Source organism: Pseudomonas sp. SC3(2021) (genome assembly GCF_019856535.1).
Classification (GTDB): domain Bacteria; phylum Pseudomonadota; class Gammaproteobacteria; order Pseudomonadales; family Pseudomonadaceae; genus Aquipseudomonas; species Aquipseudomonas monsensis.
This window is the reverse complement of sequence record NZ_CP082236.1, coordinates 1419164-1441100: the sequence shown is the minus strand read 5'-3', so window position 1 is coordinate 1441100 and position 21937 is coordinate 1419164. Positions and strand designations below refer to the sequence as shown.

Sequence of the window (21937 nt, the reverse complement as noted above, 5' to 3'; positions counted from 1 at the left end):
GAAGCATGGACCGTACTTCTGCAAGTCCCCAGCGACACAATGCTGCCCAGCGATCAGCGCATATTCGCGAAGTGGTGCTGGCCAAAGGCGTCGAACTGCGTGAGCGCTACCCGATTCTCCGGCATCAGGACGCCCTCGGCGCTGGCATTCTGGCCTTTGCTCTGGCGGGGATGATCGGCTCGGCGGCGCTGTACATCACGGGTCACATGGCGTGGTGGGTGTGCCTGCTGCTCAACGCGTTTTTGGCGTCCTTGACCCATGAACTGGAACACGACCTGATCCACAGCATGTACTTTCGCAAACAACGCGTGCCGCACAACCTGATGATGGGCCTGGTGTGGCTGGCGCGGCCGAGCACCATCAACCCGTGGATTCGCCGTCATCTTCACCTCAACCATCACAAGGTGTCCGGCACCGAAACCGACATGGAAGAACGCGCGATCGCCAACGGCGAACCGTGGGGTTTCGCGCGGCTGCTGATGGTCGGCGACAACGTAATGTCGGCGTTCATTCGTATGCTGCGGGCGAAAACCCGGGCGCACAAAATCAGCATCATCAAACGCTCGTTGAAGGTCTACGCGCCGCTGGCGCTGGTGCATTGGGGCGCGTGGTACGTGTTTCTCGGCTTCCACGCGGCGAATGGCGTCGCCTATCTCATGGGGGCGCCGATCGAGTGGTCGGCGACCACGCTGTCGGTGATGCAGGTGATCGACATCGCGGCCGTGGTGATCATCGGCCCGAACGTGCTGCGCACGTTTTGCCTGCACTTCATCAGTTCGAACATGCATTACTACGGTGATGTCGAGCCGGGCAATGTGCTGCAGCAATGCCAGGTGTTGAACCCGTGGTGGCTGTGGCCGTTGCAGGCGTTCTGCTTCAACTTCGGCAGCAGTCACGGGATCCACCATTTTGTGGTGAAAGAGCCGTTCTACATTCGCCAGATGACCGTGCCGGTGGCGCACAAAGTGATGCGCGAGATGGGGGTGCGGTTCAATGATTTCGGCACGTTCGGGCGGGCGAACCGGTTTGTTCGTCGAGATGAAATCGCCGTGTCTGGGGAGGCGGTGGAGGCCTGACAAGCTGCCCTCACCCTAACCCTCTCCCAGAGGGAGAGGGGACCGATTGGGGGATATCGAAGAGTTACGCTGACGTGAAAGTGCTTCGTTGAATCCATAATCGACCCATTTTCACAGGTCGATATTTAACGTAAGACACCTCGGTCAGCGCCCTCTCCCTCTGGGAGAGGGCTGGGCGGGCGGCGTTCCGATGAGGGGTTTTTGATCTTCCCCTCAATCCGGCTGAAACGGCGAAGCACTCAAGATCACCCCGGTCTCCTCCACATACTGCTGCCAATGCCCGATCAACGCGCTGAGCTTGTCCGGCTGACTCAACGCCAGATCATGAATCTCCCCCGGATCACTGGCCAGATCATACAACTGCCAGGTGGCCGGCCCCACCGGACCGGGGATCCACACCGCCTTCCACGACCCCTGGCGAATCGCCCGCCGCCCGAACAATTCCCAACCGGTGACGGTGTGTTCGTCATGCACCTGCGCCGTCTCGCCGGACAAAAAGCCCAGCCACGATTTACCCCGCAACGGCGCCACCGGTTTGCCGTGCCATTGCTTGCCCGGATGACGTACGCCAGCCAGATCGAGAATGGTCGGGGTGATGTCCATCACCGTGCCAAAGCCATGGCTGATCTGCCCTTTGATCGGCAGTTGCGGGTAGTGCAGCAGCGCCGGCACACGAATCCCGCCCTCGGTGGTAAAGGCCTTGAACAGTCGCGACGGCGCCGTCGCCACCTGCGCCCAGTTCGGCCCGTACCAGACGTAGGAATTGGCCCGGCCAATATTGTCGAGGCTGTTGTCGTAGTGCTGGTTCAGATAGGTCATCAACTCCGGGCCGAACTTGGGGAAGGCTTCCAGCAGCGCCCCTTCGGCACCGTTGTCGGACATGAACAGGATGAAGGTATTGTCGAGTTGCCCCTGCTGGCGCAGGTAATCGACCACCCGGCCGATGTTCCAGTCCATGCGCTCGACCATTGCCGCATAGACCTCCATCGCCCGTGCGGAAATCTGTCGTTGCTCATCGCTCAGTGCAGCCCACTGCGCGCTCAGCTGGATCAGCGGGTGTGGTTCAACGTCGGGTTCGATCAGGCCCAGTGCCTTGAGTTTTTCCAGGCGTTCCAGACGCAGCACCTCGGGACCGGCATCGTAACGCCCACGGTATTTTTCGACGATGTCAGCCGGCGCCTGCAACGGCCAGTGCGGCGCGGAAAACGGTAGATAAGCGAAGAACGGCCGGCTCTGATCGCGCTCCTTGAGGTACTGCAGCAGCTTGTCGCCGAAGGCATCGGACGAATAGAAATCCTTGGGCAATTCGTCGAGGAAGGTGTCGTCCTCGATGTACAGCGCCGGGGTCGACTTCAGCAGGCCCGGGGTGTGCTCGTCGTAAGTCGGCTCGAAACCATAGTGGTTGGCCGCTCCCGGCAACAGCGAGAACGACCGCTCGAAACCCCGCGCCTGCGGTGCTTGCTCAGCCTTCAGGCCCAGGTGCCATTTACCGCTCATCAACGTCTGGTAACCGGCCTCGCGCAGCAACTCGGGCAGGGCGACGACGCGGTCATTCAAGTAGCCCTCGTAACCCGGTTTGCCGATCAGCTCCGGGGTCAGGGTCTCGGCCATGGTGCCGATGCCGGCGATGTGGTGATCGGTGCCGGTCAACAGCATCGAACGCGTTGGCGAGCAGGTCGGTGCGGTGTGGAAGTCGGTCAGACGCAGGCCGTTGTTGGCCAGGGCATCGAGGTTCGGCGTGGCGATTTCGCCACCGAAGGCGCCGAGGTCGGAGAAGCCGAGATCGTCGGCCAGGATCACCAGAAAGTTGGGGCGTTGCGGCATCGAAAAGCTCCTCTCAGCAGGCAATGAACGACAGCGGCAGATCGCGGATCTGCACCGGCAGGCTCGGTTGGTAATGGTCGTCACTGGTCAGTTCGTGCAGCAGCTCTTCACGCAACTGATGGAAGTCGAAACTGCTGCGCTGGCGCGGATGCGGCAGGGCAATGTCGACCACTTGCTTGATCCGTCCCGGGCGCGGTTCCATCACCACCACGCGGTCGGCGAGAAAGATCGCTTCCTCGACGTCGTGGGTGACCAGAATCGTGGTGATTTTCGCCCGGTCACGAATCGCCAGCAGCTCGTCCTGCATCTGTTGGCGAGTCAGTGCATCGAGGGCGCCGAAAGGCTCGTCGAGCAGCAGAATCCGTGGGCTGGCAACCAACCCGCGAGCAATCGCCACGCGCTGGGCCATGCCGCCGGAGAGCTGGTGCGGATAGGCGCGAGTAAAGTCGCGCAGGCCGACCAGCTCGATGAAATCGTTGATGCGCTGCTGCTTTTCGGCGGCGCCCAAGGGTTCGTTGACCAGGCCGAGTGCGATGTTGTCGGCCACCGTCAGCCACGGAAACAAACGGTGCTCCTGAAAGACGATGCCGCGTTCGCCGCCGATGCCGCTGACGGCTTTGCCATCCACCGTAATCTGCCCGCGAAATTGCGTGTCGAGGCCGACCAGCAAGCGCAGCAAGGTGGATTTGCCGCAGCCGCTGGAACCGACGATAGCGACAAACTCGCCCTCGGCGATGTCCAGGTTGAATTCACGAATCGCCTCCAGTTCGAAACCGTCGACGTCGAAGGATTTGCCTACGTGGGTGAAGCTGACAATCGGTGCGTTCATGCGTGTCTCCAGCGAGTGGCGCGAATTTCCAGGCGTTGGCCGATGAGGTTGAGCAGGGCGCCGGTGAGGCCGACCAGCAGCATCCCGGCCATGATCAGGTCCATGCGCAGCAACTGTTGCGCGCCGATCATCTGGCTGCCGATGCCACCGTTCGACGGCATGAAATATTCGGCGCCGATGGTGCCGAGCCAGGCGTAGATCAGGCTCAGCCTGAGCCCGGCGAATATCCCCGGTGCTGCGCCCGGCAATACCAGGCGGCGCAGGCGCTGGCCGAGGCTCAAACGCAGTACTTGCGCGGCTTCGTTGAGTTGTGGCGAGAGGTTGGCGACGCTGCGGTGGGTTGCGACAAACAACGGAAAGAATGCGGCGAGGGCGACGAACACCGACTTCGCCAGTTCGCCCAGACCGAACCAGGCGGTGAGCAGCGGCACCCAGGCGAAAATCGCGATCTGGCGAATGGCGGCGAGGGTCGGGCCGAGCAGCCGTTCGCTGGTGCGCGACAGGCCCAACAGCAGGCCGAGGGCGAAACCCAGTCCGCCACCCAACAACAAACCGCCCACGGTGCGGCAGAGACTCAAGGCCATGCCGCTGATCAGCGTGCCGTCGAACAGACCGTTTCTGGTCGTTTCCAGCACCGCCAACGGGCTGACCAGAATATTCGCATCGACCCATTGCTGATCGCTCGCCACTTGCCACAAGCCGATCAGGCCCAGCGGCAACAGCCACGGTTGCAGCCGCTGCCAGCCTTCATAACGTGGGCCACGGCGGATTTCGGCGGTAGCCGGGTGCGGCCAGTGCACCAGTTTGCGGTCGAGCCAGCCGATACCGCGATCCATCGCAACCCCGAGCACCCCGATGACCACAATGCAGACGAACACGATGTCGAGCATGAACAGTTGCCGCGCCCAGACCATCAGATAGCCGATGCCTTCGCTGGAGGCCAGCAACTCCACTGCCAGCAAGGAAGTCCAGCCAGCGGCCAGGGCCAGACGCACACCGGCCATGAACGCCGGCAGTGCAGCGGGCAGCACCAGGCGCTGGATCAGCAGGTACGGCGGCAGGCGCAAGACGGCGGCGGCTTCGCGCAGTTTCGGTTGCGCATCACGCACGCCCACCAGTGTGTGCAGGGTCACGGGGACCACGATGGCCTTGATCAGCACCACCAGTTTCAGTACTTCGCCGATGCCGAAAAACACCATGAACAGCGGAATCCACGCCAGTGTCGGCACCTGTGCCAGGCCGGCGAATGTCGGAAAGACCAGGCGTTCGAGACGACGGCTGAAACCCAGCGCCGCACCGAGTACCGCGCCGGCGGTAACGCCCGCCAGCAGGCCCCAGAACAACCGTTGCAGACTGATCCACAAATGGCTCCATAACTCGCCCTGGGACAACTCGATCGCGCTGTTCCACACCAGCGATGGTGCCGGCAGAATCTGTTCGCTCATCCATTGATTGCGCGCCGCCAGCCACCACAGGGCGAACAGTCCGAGCGGTAATATCCAGGGTAAAACACGGTGGCTCAGGCTTGGCCAGGTACGCCGGCTTTTCAACGGCGGTGCGGCCAGTGGCAGGCTGAGCAGGGATTCACGGGCCATGGTGACCTCCGTTGTCGGGTTGGATCGAGTCAGCGGAATTAGCTAAAAACCAATAGTTATAAGCGAGTTGGAAAATAATCATTTTGGAGATAAGCAGCGCCATTTAAGGCCTCCAGCCCTGCACGCATCCAATGCATTCGAAGAATATTTTCGATGCTCTCCATGCATACCGCTCTGCATGTCCCGACTTTGCTGGCTTAGCGTGAAAAATTATAAAAATGTGCTTTTTAAGTATTTAAGCGCTGATGCGGATTGCGCCTACTTTCGGCTCCTCAATGCCGTCGTGATCAGGAGCCGCACCCATGAACCTTCCCTTTAAACGTGTCATCAGTCTGTTTGCCGCGCCGGCACTGGCGGGTCTGCTGGCGTTCGCTGCCCAGGCCGACGAGCTCAAGGAAATCAGGATTGCCGTGCCTGATCTGAGCGCCGGCACCCAGCACAGCGGCGGGGGCATCGTGGACGTGCTGCGCGATCAGCAGATCTTCGAAAAGGCCTTCGCCGATCAGGGCATCAAGATTCAGTGGAGCTTCTTCAAGGGCGCCGGACCTGTGATCAACGAGGCGTTCGCCAATGGCCAAGTGGACCTGGCCTATCTCGGAGACCTGGCGGCCATCATCGGCAAATCCAACGGACTGGATACGCGCCTGCTCAGCGCCAGCGCCCGGGGTGTGAAGCAATACCTGGGCGTGGTGCCGGGTTCGGGGATCAAGACGCTGCAGGATCTCAAAGGCAAGCGCGTGGCGATCTTCCGGGGCACTGCGACCCAGTTGTCGTTCGATGCGGCGCTGGCCAGCGTGGGCCTGAGCGAGAAGGACGTGAAGGTGATCAACCTCGATTTCAACGCAGCGGTTGCGGCGCTGGCGGCGAAGCAGATCGATGCGTCGTGGGGCAGCTCCGGGCTGACTGCATTGCAGGCTAAAGGCCTGGCTGAGCTGCCATTGAACACCAAGGACCTCGGTGGCGCAGGCAGTGTGCAGTCGGTGCTGGTGGGCACCGGCAAGTTTGTCGACGGACATCCGGAAACCGTGGCGAAGCTGCTCAAGGCGCAGCAGCAGGCAGTGGAGTGGCTGACTCAGGACAGCAACAAGGACGCTTACGTGCAACTGGTTTCGGGGCTCGCGAGCTATCCGCCGGTGATCCTGACCCAGGATCTGAAGGATCAGAATCTGAGCGAAGTGTTCCCGTCGACACTGGATCCGCTGTTCCTCGAAAACCTGCAGGGCAAGGTGGATCTGGCGGCGCAGCAGAAGCTGATTCGCAAGCCGTTCAAGGTGAACGAGTGGGTGGCGCCTGAGCTGGCGGCCGCGAAGCTCTGAGTCATGCGGTCATTCCCGCGCAGAGCGTGGGAATGACCCTCAAACCGCGACGCTGATCTGCTGTTTATCCACCGCCACCAACGTTTCGATCATCGCTCTTGCTGCCGGCGACAACCGGAACCCGGTGCGACTGACAATCCCGCAGCGCGCATTCATGCTCTCCAGGTTTTGCGGCAGATTGCGCCACTGCAATAACACCAGCGAACCCTTGGCGATGTCCTCGACGAACGCCTCTTCCGTGCCTACGCCAATCGCATTCGATTGCAGCACCACTTTCACCAGTGCCGGAAAATGCTCGGTCTCGATGGTCGGGGAAAAATCGATCCGGCCGCTGAGGTTCGCCAGCAGTTTGCGGATCCCCGGCGGGATCAGTGTGGTCGCCAGCGGGTAGTCGAACATGTCGTTGGTCGACAGGCTTTCCTTGGCCAGCAACGGGTGCCCCGGCCGGCAGAAAAACACCCCGCGCTTGGGCGTCAGGGCCTGGGTCTGGAAGTTCGGATCGGCTTCGAAATGACGGATGTCGGCGATAAAGAATTCGATCTCCTCGCGGCTCAGCGCACGGCTGAGTTTTTCCCAGTTGTCCACCTGAAAACAGGTGCGCACTTTCGGGTGCGCGTTGATGAATTGCGCCACCGCATCCGGCACCAGTTTCACCGCCGGCGCCGGGCCGCAACCGAAGTGCACTTCACCGGCATCAAGCTTGGTCATCTGCGTCACTTCGGCGCTGAGCAGCGCCGCACCTTGCACCAGGCTCAGGGCGTGTTGCAGCACCACCTGACCTTCGGGCGTGGGGCGCAGATCCTTGTTGCCGCGATCCACCAGCACGCAGCCGAACTCCTGCTCCAGCCCTTGAATGCTGCGGCTGAACGCTGGTTGGGTGATGCCCATCGCATCCGCCGCACGGACAAAACTGCGGTGTTCGTTGAGGGCGATGAAGTAGCGCAACTGGCGAAGATCCATATGCTTTTCCGGCATCCTAAAAATAGCTCGAAGGCATTTGCGACGAGGGTTGCTTGAGGTTTTAAATGCAAGCTCTTATTCCGTCAACGAAGCACGTGAATATCTATTAGATGTAAATGGAATATAGATAGAGCGATGTTTCGCTGCCGCCCAACCGCAAGCAGTCGATGAGGGTCTACCCATGAGCAATGCCGCACTCGCTGTTAAACCCGCTGTCCACGCGCTGGAAATCCATCCGGTGGCCGGTCGTATCGGCGCCGAAATTCGCGGCGTGCACCTGTCCGGTGAACTGGACGCTGCCACGATCGAAGCCATTCAGCAGGCGCTGATCCAGTACAAGGTCGTGTTCTTCCGCGAGCAGACCCAACTCGACGATCAGCGCCAGGAAGCCTTCGCCCATCTGCTCGGCGAACCCGTGGCGCACCCGACCGTGCCGGTGCGTGAGGGCACGCGTTACCTGCTGGAACTGGACGGTGCCGAGGGTCAGCGCGCCAACTCCTGGCACACCGACGTGACCTTCGTCGACGCCTACCCGAAAGCCTCGATCCTGCGTTCGGTGGTGGCCCCGGCCTTCGGTGGCGACACCCTGTGGGCCAACACCGCGACCGCGTACAACGAACTGCCCACCGAGCTGCGTGAGCTGGCGGACAAACTGGTCGCCGTGCACAGCAACGAATACGACTACGCCGGGGCCAAGCCTGACGTCTCGGCGGAGAAGCTCGAGCGCTATCGCAAGGTTTTCACCTCGACGGTCTACGAGACCGAGCACCCGGTGGTGCGTGTGCACCCGATCAGCGGCGAGAAGAGCTTGCTGCTGGGGCATTTCGTCAAGCGCATCAAGGGTTACTCGCAGGCGGATTCGGCGCATCTGTTCGGCCTGTTGCAGAGCCATGTGATCCGTCAGGAAAACACCGTGCGCTGGCGCTGGAAGGCCGGCGATGTGGCGATCTGGGATAACCGCTCGACGCAGCATTATGCGATTGATGATTACGGGACTCAGGATCGGGTGGTGCGGCGGGTGACGTTGAAAGGTGAGGTGCCGATTGGGGCTTCTGGGCAGCGTAGCCAGACCATCAAGGGTCGTGATTGAAGATCAAAAACCCCTCATCGGAACGCCGCCCGCCCAGCCCTCTCCCAGAAGGAGAGGGCGCCGATTGGGGGCTTTTCGGCCTGAGTTCAACCTTGATATTTCAGGTCGGCGTAGAGCTAAAAAACGACTCGGTCAGTCCCCTCTCCCTCTGGGAGAGGGTTAAGGTGAGGGGCTCTTAAAGCTACCAAACCCCAATCTGAACAACCTTCTCTGTCTCCGGCTCGCCATAGCGAAACCGCTGCCCGCGCCAATCAATCTCCTGATGACTGATCGTGGTCCGCCGCTTCAACCCCCGCACCCACTCAAACAAATACCCCGCATGCTCCTCGCGCACCGCCGCGAATGCCGGATCTTCACCCAAATCACGCAGCTCCTGCGGATCGTTCAGCAGATCAAACAACTGTGGCCGGAAGCCGTCGTACGCCAGGTATTTCCAGCGCTCGCTGCGCACCATGGTCATGCGGCAGCGGTCGATCGGCTGGCCGAGACGCTCGCGCGCCGGCGCCTGGAAGGCGTAGTCGTATTCGCTGATGGCATAGCGGCGCCACTCAGGATTTTCACCGTGCAACAACGGGATCAGCGAGCGTCCTTCGAGCCGATGCTCGGCCCCCGGCAAGCCCAGTGCCTGCAAAAACGTCGGCAATGCGTCGATGGTTTCCGCCAGTCGCTCCTCCACCGTACCCCGCGTGGCATCTGCCGCCGCGCGCGGGTCGCGCACGATCAGTGGCACGCCCACCGCTTGTTCCAGCAAAAACTCCTTCTCGCCCAGCCAGTGATCGCCGAGAAAGTCGCCGTGATCGCTGGTGAACACGATCAAGGTGTCATCCCAACGTCCATTGCTCTGCAGGAAATCAAACAGCCGCCCGAGCTGATCATCCACTTGCTTGATCAGGCCCATGTAGGTGGGGATTACAGTCAATCGTACTGAATCGCGAGAGAAGTTGAGGCTTTCCTCATGCTGGCGGAACGCCGTGTATACGGGGTGTTTGCTGGCTTCGGAGGGCGTCGCGCGGACCGCGTCGAGAACCGATTTCGTACTGTACAAAGCGTGGTATGGCGCCGGTACGATATAGGGCCAGTGCGGTTTGATGTAGGAGAGGTGTAAACACCACGATTTCTCACCTTGTTCGGTGATGAAGTCGATCGCTCGATTTGTAGTGTAGACAGTCTCTGAGTGTTGCTCGGGAATTCGTGCTGGCAAATTCGCATGACGCATTTTCCAGCCGCTGAGGATTTCGCCGTGCTCGCCTTCGGCGGCATTGGCCCAGTCGTGCCAGGGGTTGCGCCCGTCGAAACCCTGCTCGCGCAGGTAATGGGTGTAAGGCGCGGATTCGCGTTTGTCGTCGAACAGCGGGTCGTCGGGGAAGATCCCGTCGTGGCGAAAGTACGGTTCGAAGCCGACCTCGTTGAGCGCCTCGGCCTGCGCACTGTCGGGGTTGATCGCCAGACGCTGCAAGGCATCGACATTGGCCGTGGCGTGGGTCTTGCCGACCAGCGCGGTACGGATGCCGTGGGGGCGCAGGTAGTCGCCGATGGTCAGTTCCTCCAGCGGCAGCGGCACCGCGTTCCACGCCACTTGATGGCTGCTGACGTAACGCCCGGTGTAGGCCGACATTCTCGACGGACCGCAGATCGTGCCTTGGGTGTAGGCGCGGCTGAAACGCACGCCGGCAGTGGCCAGTCGATCAATGTTCGGCGTGTGCAGATGCGGGTGGCCGTAGCAGGACAGGTAATCGCGGCGCAGTTGATCGCACATGATGTACAGCACGTTGCGCACGGGGTTTTGCGGCTTGGGCATGGGGTTCACCGGTCAGAGAGACAGGCAAGGGTTGTCGCTTTCGGTGGGGGTGTTCGGCAAGTGCATTTGGGGAATGGGTTTTATGCAGTGGATGCATCGGTGCGAGTGGCGACGCTATCGCTGGCAAGCCAGCTCCCACAGGATTTGCGCCAGATACAAATGATGTGAACACCCGGAACGTGTGGGAGCTGGCTTGCCAGCGATAGCGGTGGATCAGACAGCGAGTCGATCCAGCGAACACACCTCCTCATCCACCGCATCAACCGCCTTGATCTGCTCAATCATCGCCTCCGCCAGCGGCGACAACCGATACCCCGCGCGGCTGACAATCCCGTAGCGTGTGTACAACTCTTCAAGATCATCGGCCAAGCCTTCAATGCGCAAACACACCAGTTCACCCTTGGCCTGATGCAGCGCATCAGAGTACGCGCCGACAATCCCGATCGCCTCCGAACGCAACACCACGCTCAACAGGCTCGCACTGTTTTCACACTCCACATTCGGCGTGAAATCCGGGCGACCGCTGAGGTCGACGATGACCTTGCGCAGGTTTGGCGGGCGGATGCTCACTGCCAGTGGATAACTCATCAGTTGCTCGGCCGTGACCCGTTCCAAAGCGGCCAGCGGATGCCCCGCACGACAACAGAAATGCCATTTGCGCGGACGCAATCGGTAGGTGAGGTAATCCGGGTCGGCCTCGAAGTGCCGGGTGTCGGCGACGAAGAATTCGAACTCCTCGCTGAGCAGGCGTTTGCTCAGGCTCTGCCAGTCATCGACCTGAAACTGTACTCGCGCCTTCGGGTAGCGCCCGATGAATGCGCCGATCGCGCGCGGGATCAATCCGGCTGCCGGCGCCGGCCCGCAACCGAAGCGCAATTCCCCCGCCTCCAGCCCATTGAACTGACTGATCTCGTTGGCCATCTGCTGCGCGCCGCTGACCAGTCGCCGCGCATGTTCGAGCAGCACCTGGCCCTGTTTGGTTGGTGGCAGATCCTTGCGCCCGCGATCAACCAACTGGCAGCCAACGCTGTGTTCCAGCGCCTGAATGCTGCGGCTGAACGCCGACTGCGACAGGTTCACCGCCTGCGCGCCAGCGACAAAGCTGCGTTGTTCGGCGAGGGCGATGAAGTGGCGGAGCTGGCGCAAGTCGATATGCATTTTTCACATAAAAAATATCCGGGAAATGCATTGGATATGCATTAGGTCGACTCCTTATAAAGGCAATCTCTTATGCAGTAAATATTTGTAAATCCATAAATAAATAACTTAAAAGAATATGCAGCGCTGAAGATGTCTGTGTGTTTTTTGACCAGGAGCCGCGCCATGAGTCCGTTGAACCTTGCGTCACCCTTAACACCACGACGGCTCAAACGCCTGCCTCTGGCCCTGCTGCTGGCAGGGAGTGCGAGCTGGACTCATGGTTACGCCGCCGAGACGCAAACCCCGTCGCCGGCTCCGGCCGACAAGCCGGTCGTCAACAGTTCGCAGCTGGAAACCGTGACCGTCACCACTCGCCGCCGCGAAGAAAGCTCGCAGGATGTGCCGACGCCGATGAGCGTGGTCAGCGGCCAGAATCTGGAGACACAGCGGGTCTACCGGATTCAGGATTTGCAGCAACTGGTGCCCAGCGTCAACGTCGCCTACATGCACGCACGCCAGTCCAGCGTGTCGATTCGGGGCCTGGGCAACAACCCGGCCAGTGACGGCCTGGAAGGCAGCGTCGGGCTGTACATCGACAACGTTTATCTGGGGCGTCCGGGGATGGCGGTGTTCGATTTGATGGACATCGAACAGCTGGAAGTCCTGCGCGGACCGCAGGGCACGCTGTTCGGCAAAAACACCACCGCCGGGGTGATCAATATCAGCACCCGCGCCCCGACGTTCACGCCGGAGCGCAGCATCGAAACCTCGGTGGGCGAGGACGGTTATTTCCAGACCAAGGGCACGATTTCCGGGCCGCTCAACGATCAACTGGCCGGACGCTTTTCGGCCTACCGCACGCGCAGCGACGGCGATATCAAGAACGAATACGACGGCCATGATCTGAATGGCGGCTCGCGCGACGGCTTCCGTGCACAGTTGCTGTTCAAGCCCAATGACGATTTCAACCTGCGCTGGATCGGTGACTACAACGAAGAGGATTCCAGCGCCGGCACCCGCGTGTTGTACAACACCGGGCCGACCATCAACGGCGTCAATCTCTATCAGGCGCGGGCCAATGCGGCGGGCGCGACGCTGGTCAACGGTGCGCACCGCAAGGTGAATCTGGACAACGATCAGCACGTCACCGTGCATCAGGGCGGCACCTCGGTTGAAGCCAACTGGACCTTGCCGAGCGACTTCACGCTGACCTCGATCAGCGCCTATCGCTTCTGGAATTTCACCCCGCGTAACGACGATGGCCTCAACGTGCCGGCGAGTTACAACGCCGGGGTTTCGGTGGAAGACAAACAGTATTCGCAGGAATTTCGTCTGGCCTCGCCCAAGGGCGAGTTCTTCGATTACGTGGTCGGGGCTTATTACTTTGGCTCGGATCTGGACAACAAATCCTTCGCCTATTACGGCCCTCAGGCCGACATCTGGAATGGCACGCCGCGCGGAGCGCTGGCCAATGTCACCAGCATCGGCAACGGCCATATCAAGACCGACAGTTTTGCGCTGTTTGCCCAAGGCACCTGGCATCTGACCGAGCGCCTGGATTTCACCGCCGGGGTACGCGGCACTTACGAAGAGAAATCCGCCTGGGTCACCCGTGATGCACCGCTCGGTGGGGCCGCTGTGACCGGCGCGGCGGCCACGGCGCGTCGCGGGCGAGCCGGGGCCTACGATTCCGGCGATTTAAACCAGTACAGCTCCAGCCCGTCCGGTCTGCTCAACCTCAGTTACCGCATCACCGACGACGTGCTGGGCTATGCCACGCTCTCCCACGGCGAGAAATCCGGCGGGGTCAACCTGGCGGTGGGCTCGGCGCCAACGGCCGGGGCCGAGTCGTTGCTGATTGGCACCGAACGCGCGAACAACGCCGAACTCGGGTTCAAGAGCACACTGTGGGATCACCGTTTGCAGCTCAACGCCAACATATTCTGGACCCAGGTCAACGCTTACCAGACCAACGCCTATGACCCCGACAACCGCGTGCAATACCTGACCAACGCCGGCTCGGTCCGGTCGCGCGGCGTCGAATTCGAAAGCACCGTGATCCCGCTGCGCGGCCTGACCCTGAACATCAACGGCTCGTACAACGACGTCAGCTATCTCTCCTACAAAGATGCGCCGTGCCCGCCGGAAGTCAGTCTCGCACCGGGCGCTCCGGCCTCCTGCGACCTTACCGGGCATCAAGTGGTCGGCGCGTCGAAATGGATCGGCAACGCCAACGGCGAATATAAGTGGAACCTGGCTAACGGTTTCGAACCCTACGTCACTGCCAGCTACGCGTTCCGCTCCAAAGCGGTGGGCACGGTCGAGGATTCCGACTACGGGCAGATCCCGAGCTACGCGGTGGTCAACTTTTCCACCGGTCTGCGCGGCGACTTCAACCAGGGCCAGTGGGACGTTTCGCTGTGGCTGAAAAACGCCTTCGACAAGACCTATTACACAACCCTGTGGACCGGCGGCAACGGCGGCTATGAAGGCTTGCTCGGCACACCGCGCACCCTTGGGGTTACCGGTCGCTACGACTTCTGATCCGTCATTCAAGGAGCTGCACAATGTTGCGCATCAAAACCGCTTTACCGGTATTGCTGTCAGGCGCGGTCTTCAGTGCCGGCGCGTTCGCCGCGCCCAGCGTGTACCCGACCGGAGTGACCCGGTACGACCCGGACAAGGCGTTCAATCAGTACGTGATCTTCAGTGGCGCCGACAGGCAGACGCACCTGATCGACATGAATGGCAATGAGGTGAAAACCTGGCCCCAGGAAGGTTTTCCGTCGGCCATCATCGACCCGAAACTGGTTGGTGGTGAGCGCGGGCATGTGCTGCTGCAACTGAGTGCGAAGGAGCCGGGCAAACTCGGTTCGGCCGGCAACGGGCTGGGCAACCAGAGTGTTGGCGAGCTCGACTGGAACGGCAAAGTGGTCTGGCAGTGGGGCGACAAGGCGCCCGGTGGCGCGGCGCAACAGCACCATGATCAGCGCCGTTTGAGCAACGGCAACACGGTGGTGCTGGCGAACAAGGTGCACACGATCAAAGGCTTCAAAGCGCCCGAGGTGATTGATGATGCGATCTATGAAGTCAGCCCCGGCGGTGAGGTGAAATGGCAGTGGCTGGCCTCAGAGCACCTCAACGAATTCGGCTTCACCCACGAGCAATTGAAACAGGTGCGCGCCAGCGACAACCCGGATTACCTGCATATCAACAACCTCAGTGTGGTCGGGCCAAACAAGTGGTTCGATGCCGGTGACAAGCGCTTCAATCCGGACAATCTGCTGCTCGATTCGCGCAACGCCAACTTCATTGCAATCATCGACAAAAAGACCGGCAAAGTGGTCTGGCGCCTCGGCCCGAACTTGCCGCTGATCAACCCAAAAACCGCGCAAAAACTGCCGCGCCCGGTGGACCAGTTTGTCGGCCAGCATGACGCGCACATCATCCCGGCCGGGCTGCCTGGTGCCGGCAACCTGCTGGTATTCGACAATCAGGGTTCGGCGGGATATCCGAACGTCCCCCTCGGGCTGATTTCCGGCTCGCGGGTGCTGGAAATTGATCCGCAGAAAAACGAAATCGTCTGGCAGTACAGTGCGGCCAATTCGAAGCAGCCGGGATGGGCGTTCTACAGTTCGTTCATCAGCAGTGCGCGACGTCTGCCCAACGGCAATACGCTGATCGACGAAGGCATGAACGGGCGGTTTTTCCAGGTCACGGCGAGCGGTGAAAACGTCTGGGAATACGTCAGCCCGTACCTGGGCAAGGCGCCGGGCAGCGATGCGATCAGCAACTGGGTGTATCGGGCGCTGCCTGTGAGTTATGACTGGGTGCCGCTTGGAACGCCACGTTCCGAGACTGCAGTGATTGCCCCTGCCATTGGCGTGCAACAAGCCAGCGCGAGCCGTTAGTAGAAATGGAATTAATGCTCGACGGAATGGCGATAAGTTATGAGCTTAATGAGGGGGGCTTATTGCAAATTCATTAGTCAGTGGCTTGGACAATATACGAATGTCGAACCATTCTGACTGTCGTGAGTTTCCAGGAGGAAACTTGCTCTCATCGGAAGACACTTATCCAACGATAAAGGAAATCTCGTTATGTCGAGCATTAATGGCAGTTATGTAAACGCTAACGCTGGCGCCAAACTGACGATTACCGATGGCAACGACTCCAACGGTACCTTCAGCGGCAAGTTCAGCCAGAATGGCGTGAATTACGACATCGCTTACGGGCATTATCATTTTCAGAACAGCACCGGGCAGCCGACGATCATCACGTTCACCGCACTGAATGACGGTACAGGCTATCAGTCGTGGACACTGTTCTCACCGGATCACAACTACTCTAAAGTTCGTGCGGTGGGTTCACGTAACAACTTTGATGGCGACGTTGTGGGGCTGGCAGGAGAGTTTATCAAGCAATAATGGTTGATTTGATTAAAAGGCCGGTGCACGAAAGTGCATCGGCCTTTTTTGTTTTGGGGAATATTAATAATCAACGCTCTACTTTGTATGAGTTGTCCCGTGAAACCACGTCAACTGAATTTGATGCGTTGCAGGAATACTTTCAATGCCTGAAAGGCATGCGTTTTTTGCTGCATCGCTGCAGCCCTTATGGCGCGGGGCTTTGGCGAAATTGATCAGTTTCGATATTCCATAAAAGCCTATCCATAACATTAAAGATTACTTTCGGAGATAAGCACCAGGCCCAATGATTCACCCAGCGATTCACCGTGGGGGTTCAATAAACGGTGGGTCGGCCATTTTTGTAGAGCACGCAAAAAGACCGCAGGGAGTGAATCAATGGGCAATGTCCAGACCGCCGCGAGCGCACAGGAATTGCTGTGGCGTCAGACGCCGAGTGGTGAACTGGTCGATCTCGGCCGGCCCCATCGCGTGCCGTTGGGGCAGTTGCGTTTGCAGCGTGCGCCCAAGGGCATCCCGAGCCGGCGCGAAAAGCTTCTGCTCGGTGTGCTGGCGCTGCTGGCGCATGGCGCGGTGATCTACTGGATCAATCAGCATCCGACACCGGCATTGCCGATTGTGCCGCCGGAAATTCCGCCGATGACCATCGAGTTTTCGCGCCCGGCGCCTCCCGCGCCGCCAGTGGTCGAGCCGCCGCCACCGGCGCCGGTAGTCGAGCCACCGCCGCCGGTGGAGGACGAGCTGGCCGTTAAACCGCCGCCACCGAAACCGGTCCCCAAACCCAGGCCGGTGGTGAAACCCGCGCCGAAGCCCGCGCCCAAAGCCGTCGCGCAACCGCCCGCGCCACCACAACCGGCAGCACCGGTGGCAGCGCCTGCACCACTGGCTCCACCCGCACCGGCCCCGGTAACGCCGGCATCAGCGAACGCCGCGTACCTGAAGAACCCGGCGCCGGAATATCCGTCGCTGGCTCAGCGTCGCGGTTGGGAGGGCACTGTATTGCTGCGCGTGCATGTGTTGGCCAGCGGCAAACCGGGTGAGATCCAGATTCAGAAAAGCAGTGGCCGGCAACCACTCGACGACGCCGCGTTGAACGCGGTGAAACGTTGGAGTTTCGTCCCGGCCAAGCAGGGGGATGTCGCCCAGGACGGCTGGGTCAGCGTGCCCATCGACTTCAAGATTCACTAAACCGAAACCAAATTCGCGCGAAATGTTTACACGAGGGAACACATCATGACGTTACTGGCATCTCCACTGGAATCCATCGAAAGCGCGGTGATCTGGCTGCTGGTGGTTTTTTCCGTCGCGACCTGGGGGCTGGCGCTGCTCAAGGCTGTGCAGTTCGGTCGTCTGAAGGCGCAGGATCGCAAGTTTCATAAGCGCTTCTGGGCGGCGTCGAGTCTGGATGCTGCCGCCGAGTTGAGCGAGACCCAACCCGGCGCCGCCGCTCGGGTAGCCCAGGCGGGTTACGCGGCGATTCAGGTGGGCGAGGCGCCGCAGGCCAATGACCTGAGCCAGGCGATCAACCATCAGGATCGACTCGAACGTGCATTGCGTCAGCAGATCGTCCGTGAGCGCCGTTCGCTGGAAACCGGTCTGGCGGTGCTCGCGAGTATCGGCAGCACCTCGCCGTTCATTGGTTTGTTCGGCACGGTGTGGGGAATCATGGAAGCGTTGAAAGGTATCAGCGCCGCCGGTTCCGCCAGCCTGGAAACCGTGGCCGGCCCGATTGGCGCGGCACTGGTCGCCACCGGGGTGGGAATCGCCGTCGCGGTGCCGGCGGTGCTGGTTTACAACTACTTTTTGCGGCGTCTGAAACTGACCGCCGCGGATCTGGATGACTTCGCCCACGACTTCTACAGCCTGGCGCAGAAGAGTGCGTTCCGCGTCCTGATTCACCCGACCGCGCACAAGGTTGCAGCCCCGGGCAGTGCGGCAAAAGTGAAGGAGGCGTCCTGATATGGCCTTCTCCACGCAAGACAGTGACGAGGTGCTCAGCGAGATCAACGTGACGCCGCTGGTGGACGTAATGCTGGTGCTGCTGGTGGTGTTCATCGTGACCGCGCCACTGCTGACCAACGCGATTCCGATCAACCTGCCGAAGACCGAGGCGGTGGCGCCGGTCGAGCAGAAAGACCCGCTGGTGGTGAGCATCGACGGCGCCGGCAAGCTGTTTATCAACAAGGATGAGATTCAGCCGGACGTGCTGGAATTCAACCTCAAGTCGGCCAAGGCGAAAGACCCGCAAGTGCGCGTGCAACTGCAGGCCGACGACGGGGTGAACTACGGCGAAGTGGCGCGAGCCATGGCTTCGATCGAGCGGGCGGGAATTACCAAATTGTCGGTGATCACCGCGCGGTAACAGATTCAACGTTTTTCCGGGGCCGTCTCCTTGGCAGGGTGCGGCCCTTTTTTTATTCCTGGCATTAAAAGCAGAACCCTCACCCTAGCCCTCTCCCAGAGGGAGAGGGGACTGACCGAGGTAATTGTTCGAGGTACGCCGACCTGATATTTCGAGCCGAACTCAAGATTTGAACGGCATGAAGATCGGCTCCCTTCCCCCTCGCCTCCTTGGGCAGAGGGTTGGGGTGAGGGGGAAAAGATTTCAAGCCATGCACACATCGCATATTCATTTCAGGTCTTAATAAATAGCTTCTTATTCCTTAACGAATATAAATCCCCTCCCTATACTCGATCAGGAACAGACACGCCGCAGGAGAGCTCCCCATGCGCAACGAATCAATCCGCTACCTGATTGTGCCGGGCTGGCAAGGATCGCCAGAAGATCATTGGCAAACCCACTGGCAGAACAGCCTGCCGAACAGCGCGCGGGTCGAGCAGGCCGATTGGCTGACGCCGCGCCGGGAAGACTGGGTTGCCGCACTGGCCGAAGCCATTGCCGCCGACAGCACCCCGGTGATCCTCATCGCTCATAGCCTGGGCTGCGTCACCGTTGCGCATTGGGCGGCCACTGCGCCTTTGCAGTACCTGCGTCAGGTCCGCGGTGCCTTGCTCGTTGCGCCGGCGGATGTCGAGCGCCCGACCTGTGCGCCGGCGCTGCGCAATTTCGCGCCGATCCCGATGGATTTATTGCCGTTTCCGAGCCAGGTGGTCGCCTCCGACAACGACGCCGCTGTCAGCGCTCCGCGTGCGCTGGAGCTGGCGCGTAACTGGGGCGCCGAAGCGGGGATTCTTTCCGGGGCCGGGCATATCAACGTCAAGTCCGGGCATCAGCGCTGGGAGCAGGGTTTCGCCTACCTCTATCGCCTGCAAAACCGCCTGGAACATCACGCGCGGCGTCGCGCCTGAGTCGTACATTTTCTTTTTGATCGCCCCCGTCTGCCGGCGGTTGTGGGCGGGAGTCTGCCATGAGTTTTGAAACGTTCGGTCAGCCGTTGCTGACCTTTCCCGATGCGGAAAAAAGTCCCCTGAGCATCCGCGCCAAGGCGCTGGTGTTTGTCGATCCGCGCTCGCGTCAGTTGCGTGAAGAGCTGGAGCAACTGGCCCCGCGTTCGATCTCGGTGCTGATTCGCGGTGAGACCGGTACGGGTAAAGAACTGCTCGCCCGCCACATCCACCGCGCCAGTGATCGCAGCGGTCTGTTCGTTTCGGTCAATTGCGGCGCGATCAGCCCGACCTACGCCGATGCCGAGCTGTTCGGCTATGCCGCCGGCAGTTACGCCGGTTCGGCCAGCAGCCGTGCCGGCTGGTTCGGTTCGGCCAATGGCGGCACCTTGTACCTGGATGAAATCGGCGACCTGCCGCTGCCGATCCAGATCAAATTGCTCGCCGCTCTGGAAAACCACGAAGTCACCCGCGTCGGCGCCCATCAGCCGAGTCCGGTGGACGTGCGCCTGGTGGCGGCGACCAGCATCGACTTGGCGCAAGCGGTGGACGCGGGGAAATTCCACGAACGGCTCTATCACTACCTCAGCGAAGGGCAACTGGAACTGCCGGCGCTGCGCGAGCGAATCGGCGACATCCTGTCATTGGCCGAATATTTTCTCGGCATCTACAGCCAGCGTCTCGACCTGCCGGTGCCGTTGATCAGCGAAGCGGCGCAACATCTGCTGGAGCGCCACAGCTGGCCGGGCAACACCCGCGAGCTGGAAAACGTCATTCACTTTGCGTTGTTGGTCAGCACTGGGGAGGAAATTCTCCCGGAACACCTGAACCTGCCCGACGCTTCTGGCCCGCACCTGCAGATCGAACGACTGGTCACGCAGATCAACATCGGCGGCAGCGTTGACGAGCGTAAGGCGTTGAAAGATTTGCTGATTGGTTTGAGTCAGCGCTTGTGACCGTTTTGTCCTGTATGAGCAAAATGGAATATCAAAGTGAATAAACGTTATTGTCCGGGAATAAAAAATCCCGGTATTGTCCGCTTCACGCCAGAGATAGCACTTCACTGGCACACGTATTAAATAGCCGTCGCCCTCTGCGACCGTGATTTTCGATAAGGACACTGCATGAAAAAGGTTCTGTTGTTTACCGCACTGGCGGCTGCTCTGACTGCTTCCCTGGCCAACGCTGGCGAGAAACTGGTGGTCGCGGCGACCCCGGTGCCGCACGCCGAAATCCTCGAGCTGATCAAGCCGACCCTGGCCAAAGAAGGCGTGGATCTGGAAATCAAAGTCTTCACCGACTACGTGCAGCCGAACGTGCAAGTGGGCGAAAAGCGCCTGGACGCCAACTACTTCCAGACCAAGCCGTACCTGGACAGCTTCAACGCTGGCAAATACAAGGATGACAAGTCCAAGTACCTGGTCACCGTGCAAGGCGTGCACGTTGAACCGTTCGGTGGCTACTCGAGCAAGTACAAGACCCTGGCTGAACTGCCTGACGGCGCGACCATCGCGATCCCTAACGAAGGCAGCAACAGCGGTCGCGCCCTGATCCTGCTGCAAAAGGCTGGCCTGATCGAGCTGAAAGATCCGAAAAACGCCCTGGCGACCCCGAAAGACATCGCCAAGAACCCGCACAACTTCAAGTTCAAGGAACTGGAATCGGCCCTGCTGCCACGTGTGCTGAAGGAAGTTGATCTGGACATGATCAACACCAACTACGCGCTGGAAGCCAAGCTGAATCCGACCAAGGATGCGTTGGTGATCGAAGGCGCCGATTCGCCTTACGTGAACTTCCTGGTGGCCCGTGAGGACAACAAGAACAGCGACGCCATCAAGAAACTGGCCGCTGCCCTGACCAGCCCGGAAGTCAAAGCGTTTATCGAGAAGAAGTACAACGGCGCGGTATTGCCGGCGTTCTGATCTGACGCTTGAGTGAACCCCTTCAAGGTGTGAAAACGCCGATGGCCAGTGATGGGCATCGGCGTTTTTGTGTGCGTGCGGAAAGCGGCCCTCACCCTAACCCTCTCCCAGAGGTAGAGGGGACTGAATGGGGGATATTGACGCAATACGCCGACGTGAAAGATCTCTGCTGAATCCATAATCGACTTGGTCTTTCAGGTCGATGTATGACGCCAGACACCTCGGTCAGCCCCCTCTCCCTCGGGGAGAGGGCTGGGGTGAGGGGCTTTTGACTTACGCTGCAGCCTTCAACGCCCGCCTCAACGCCACGAGCAATTTCACAATGTCCTGCGGATCCAGTCGCTGCGGCACTTTTACGTCCATGTTGTCTTCCTTGTAAGGGTTTGGCCGGGGGAGTCTGGCCAAAAGCTGTTCGTCCTTGGAGGGCTTTCGTGCAAAAAAGATCCTTCCTACAGCGCAAAGGAAAATAGCCTTCTTATTCCTTCCCGGCAAACCCACAAGATAGTTTTTTGGGTGATATCAATATGCTTTAACGGTATTTAAATTCTCTTTTTTATACCTATAAAGTCACCTCCTGCCGGACAGCCACCCGCTGCCCATGGACTGCACCACCGT

At 60.2% G+C, this 21937-nt stretch carries 19 protein-coding genes; 13 read left to right on the top strand and 6 right to left on the bottom strand.

What is annotated here, in order from left to right:
• The first annotated feature begins 5 nt into the window (after positions 1–5).
• Positions 6–1076: a fatty acid desaturase gene (locus K5Y35_RS06335; RefSeq protein ID WP_222833909.1), complete on the top strand. Its 1071-nt coding sequence runs from the start codon at positions 6–8 to the stop codon at positions 1074–1076.
• A gap of 213 nt (positions 1077–1289) precedes the next feature.
• On the opposite strand, the gene K5Y35_RS06330 is transcribed toward K5Y35_RS06335, so the two are convergent.
• The 3 genes from K5Y35_RS06330 to K5Y35_RS06320 are packed head-to-tail and all read right to left on the bottom strand — an operon-like array spanning position 1290 to position 5324.
• On the bottom strand, positions 1290–2900 hold the full coding sequence (locus tag K5Y35_RS06330) for an arylsulfatase (RefSeq protein ID WP_222833908.1): 1611 nt from the start codon (positions 2898–2900) through the stop codon (positions 1290–1292).
• Positions 2901–2913: 13 nt separating this feature from the next.
• The gene (locus tag K5Y35_RS06325; protein WP_222833907.1) at positions 2914–3729 is read right to left on the bottom strand and encodes an ABC transporter ATP-binding protein; all 816 of its coding nucleotides are present in this window, start codon (positions 3727–3729) and stop codon (positions 2914–2916) included.
• A complete protein-coding gene (locus tag K5Y35_RS06320; RefSeq protein WP_222833906.1) occupies positions 3726–5324 on the bottom strand; it encodes an ABC transporter permease in 1599 nt (532 codons plus the stop codon). Before K5Y35_RS06320 ends, K5Y35_RS06325 begins: the two co-directional genes overlap by 4 nt.
• Before the next feature lie 302 nt (positions 5325–5626).
• Between K5Y35_RS06320 and K5Y35_RS06315 the strand changes: the two genes are divergently transcribed.
• On the top strand, positions 5627–6640 hold the full coding sequence (locus K5Y35_RS06315) for an ABC transporter substrate-binding protein (RefSeq protein ID WP_222833905.1): 1014 nt from the start codon (positions 5627–5629) through the stop codon (positions 6638–6640).
• Positions 6641–6679: 39 nt separating this feature from the next.
• On the opposite strand, the gene K5Y35_RS06310 is transcribed toward K5Y35_RS06315, so the two are convergent.
• Entirely contained in the window at positions 6680–7600 is a 921-nt protein-coding gene (locus K5Y35_RS06310; protein WP_123470473.1) for a LysR family transcriptional regulator, read from the bottom strand.
• A 181-nt stretch (positions 7601–7781) separates the two neighbouring features.
• On the opposite strand from K5Y35_RS06310, the gene K5Y35_RS06305 reads away from it, so the two are divergent.
• Complete coding sequence (locus K5Y35_RS06305) at positions 7782–8690, top strand: TauD/TfdA dioxygenase family protein (protein WP_123470475.1); 909 nt, start codon at positions 7782–7784, stop codon at positions 8688–8690.
• A gap of 181 nt (positions 8691–8871) precedes the next feature.
• Here the strand turns inward: K5Y35_RS06305 and K5Y35_RS06300 are convergent, their stop codons facing one another.
• Positions 8872–10488: an alkaline phosphatase family protein gene (locus K5Y35_RS06300; protein WP_222833904.1), complete on the bottom strand. Its 1617-nt coding sequence runs from the start codon at positions 10486–10488 to the stop codon at positions 8872–8874.
• Positions 10489–10701: 213 nt separating this feature from the next.
• Positions 10702–11646: a LysR family transcriptional regulator gene (locus K5Y35_RS06295; protein ID WP_123470479.1), complete on the bottom strand. Its 945-nt coding sequence runs from the start codon at positions 11644–11646 to the stop codon at positions 10702–10704.
• Between the two features lie 165 nt (positions 11647–11811).
• On the opposite strand from K5Y35_RS06295, the gene K5Y35_RS06290 reads away from it, so the two are divergent.
• The 10 genes from K5Y35_RS06290 (at position 11812) to K5Y35_RS06245 (ending at position 21322) form a co-directional block, all read left to right on the top strand.
• Positions 11812–14172: a TonB-dependent receptor gene (locus K5Y35_RS06290; protein ID WP_222833903.1), complete on the top strand. Its 2361-nt coding sequence runs from the start codon at positions 11812–11814 to the stop codon at positions 14170–14172.
• A gap of 23 nt (positions 14173–14195) precedes the next feature.
• Complete coding sequence (locus K5Y35_RS06285) at positions 14196–15539, top strand: aryl-sulfate sulfotransferase (protein ID WP_222833902.1); 1344 nt, start codon at positions 14196–14198, stop codon at positions 15537–15539.
• Between the two features lie 189 nt (positions 15540–15728).
• A complete protein-coding gene (locus K5Y35_RS06280) occupies positions 15729–16055 on the top strand; it encodes a hypothetical protein (protein ID WP_123470484.1) in 327 nt (108 codons plus the stop codon).
• On the top strand, positions 16055–16270 hold the full coding sequence (locus K5Y35_RS06275; protein WP_222833901.1) for a hypothetical protein: 216 nt from the start codon (positions 16055–16057) through the stop codon (positions 16268–16270). Before K5Y35_RS06280 ends, K5Y35_RS06275 begins: the two co-directional genes overlap by 1 nt.
• 163 nt (positions 16271–16433) lie before the next feature.
• Complete coding sequence (locus K5Y35_RS06270; protein ID WP_222833900.1) at positions 16434–17243, top strand: energy transducer TonB; 810 nt, start codon at positions 16434–16436, stop codon at positions 17241–17243.
• Positions 17244–17288: 45 nt separating this feature from the next.
• A complete protein-coding gene (locus K5Y35_RS06265) occupies positions 17289–18014 on the top strand; it encodes a MotA/TolQ/ExbB proton channel family protein (protein WP_222833899.1) in 726 nt (241 codons plus the stop codon).
• 1 nt (position 18015) lies between these two features.
• Positions 18016–18417, top strand: coding sequence for an ExbD/TolR family protein (locus tag K5Y35_RS06260; protein WP_123470489.1), 402 nt, complete (start codon positions 18016–18018; stop codon positions 18415–18417).
• 365 nt (positions 18418–18782) lie between these two features.
• Positions 18783–19364 (top strand): alpha/beta hydrolase, encoded by a 582-nt coding sequence (locus tag K5Y35_RS06255; protein ID WP_222833898.1) that lies wholly within the window; start codon positions 18783–18785, stop codon positions 19362–19364.
• Positions 19365–19423: 59 nt separating this feature from the next.
• Positions 19424–20356, top strand: a complete 933-nt coding sequence (locus tag K5Y35_RS06250; protein ID WP_222833897.1) for a sigma 54-interacting transcriptional regulator — start codon at positions 19424–19426, stop codon at positions 20354–20356.
• A gap of 168 nt (positions 20357–20524) precedes the next feature.
• The gene (locus K5Y35_RS06245; protein WP_123470494.1) at positions 20525–21322 is read left to right on the top strand and encodes a MetQ/NlpA family ABC transporter substrate-binding protein; all 798 of its coding nucleotides are present in this window, start codon (positions 20525–20527) and stop codon (positions 21320–21322) included.
• The last annotated feature ends 615 nt before the right edge of the window (positions 21323–21937 follow it).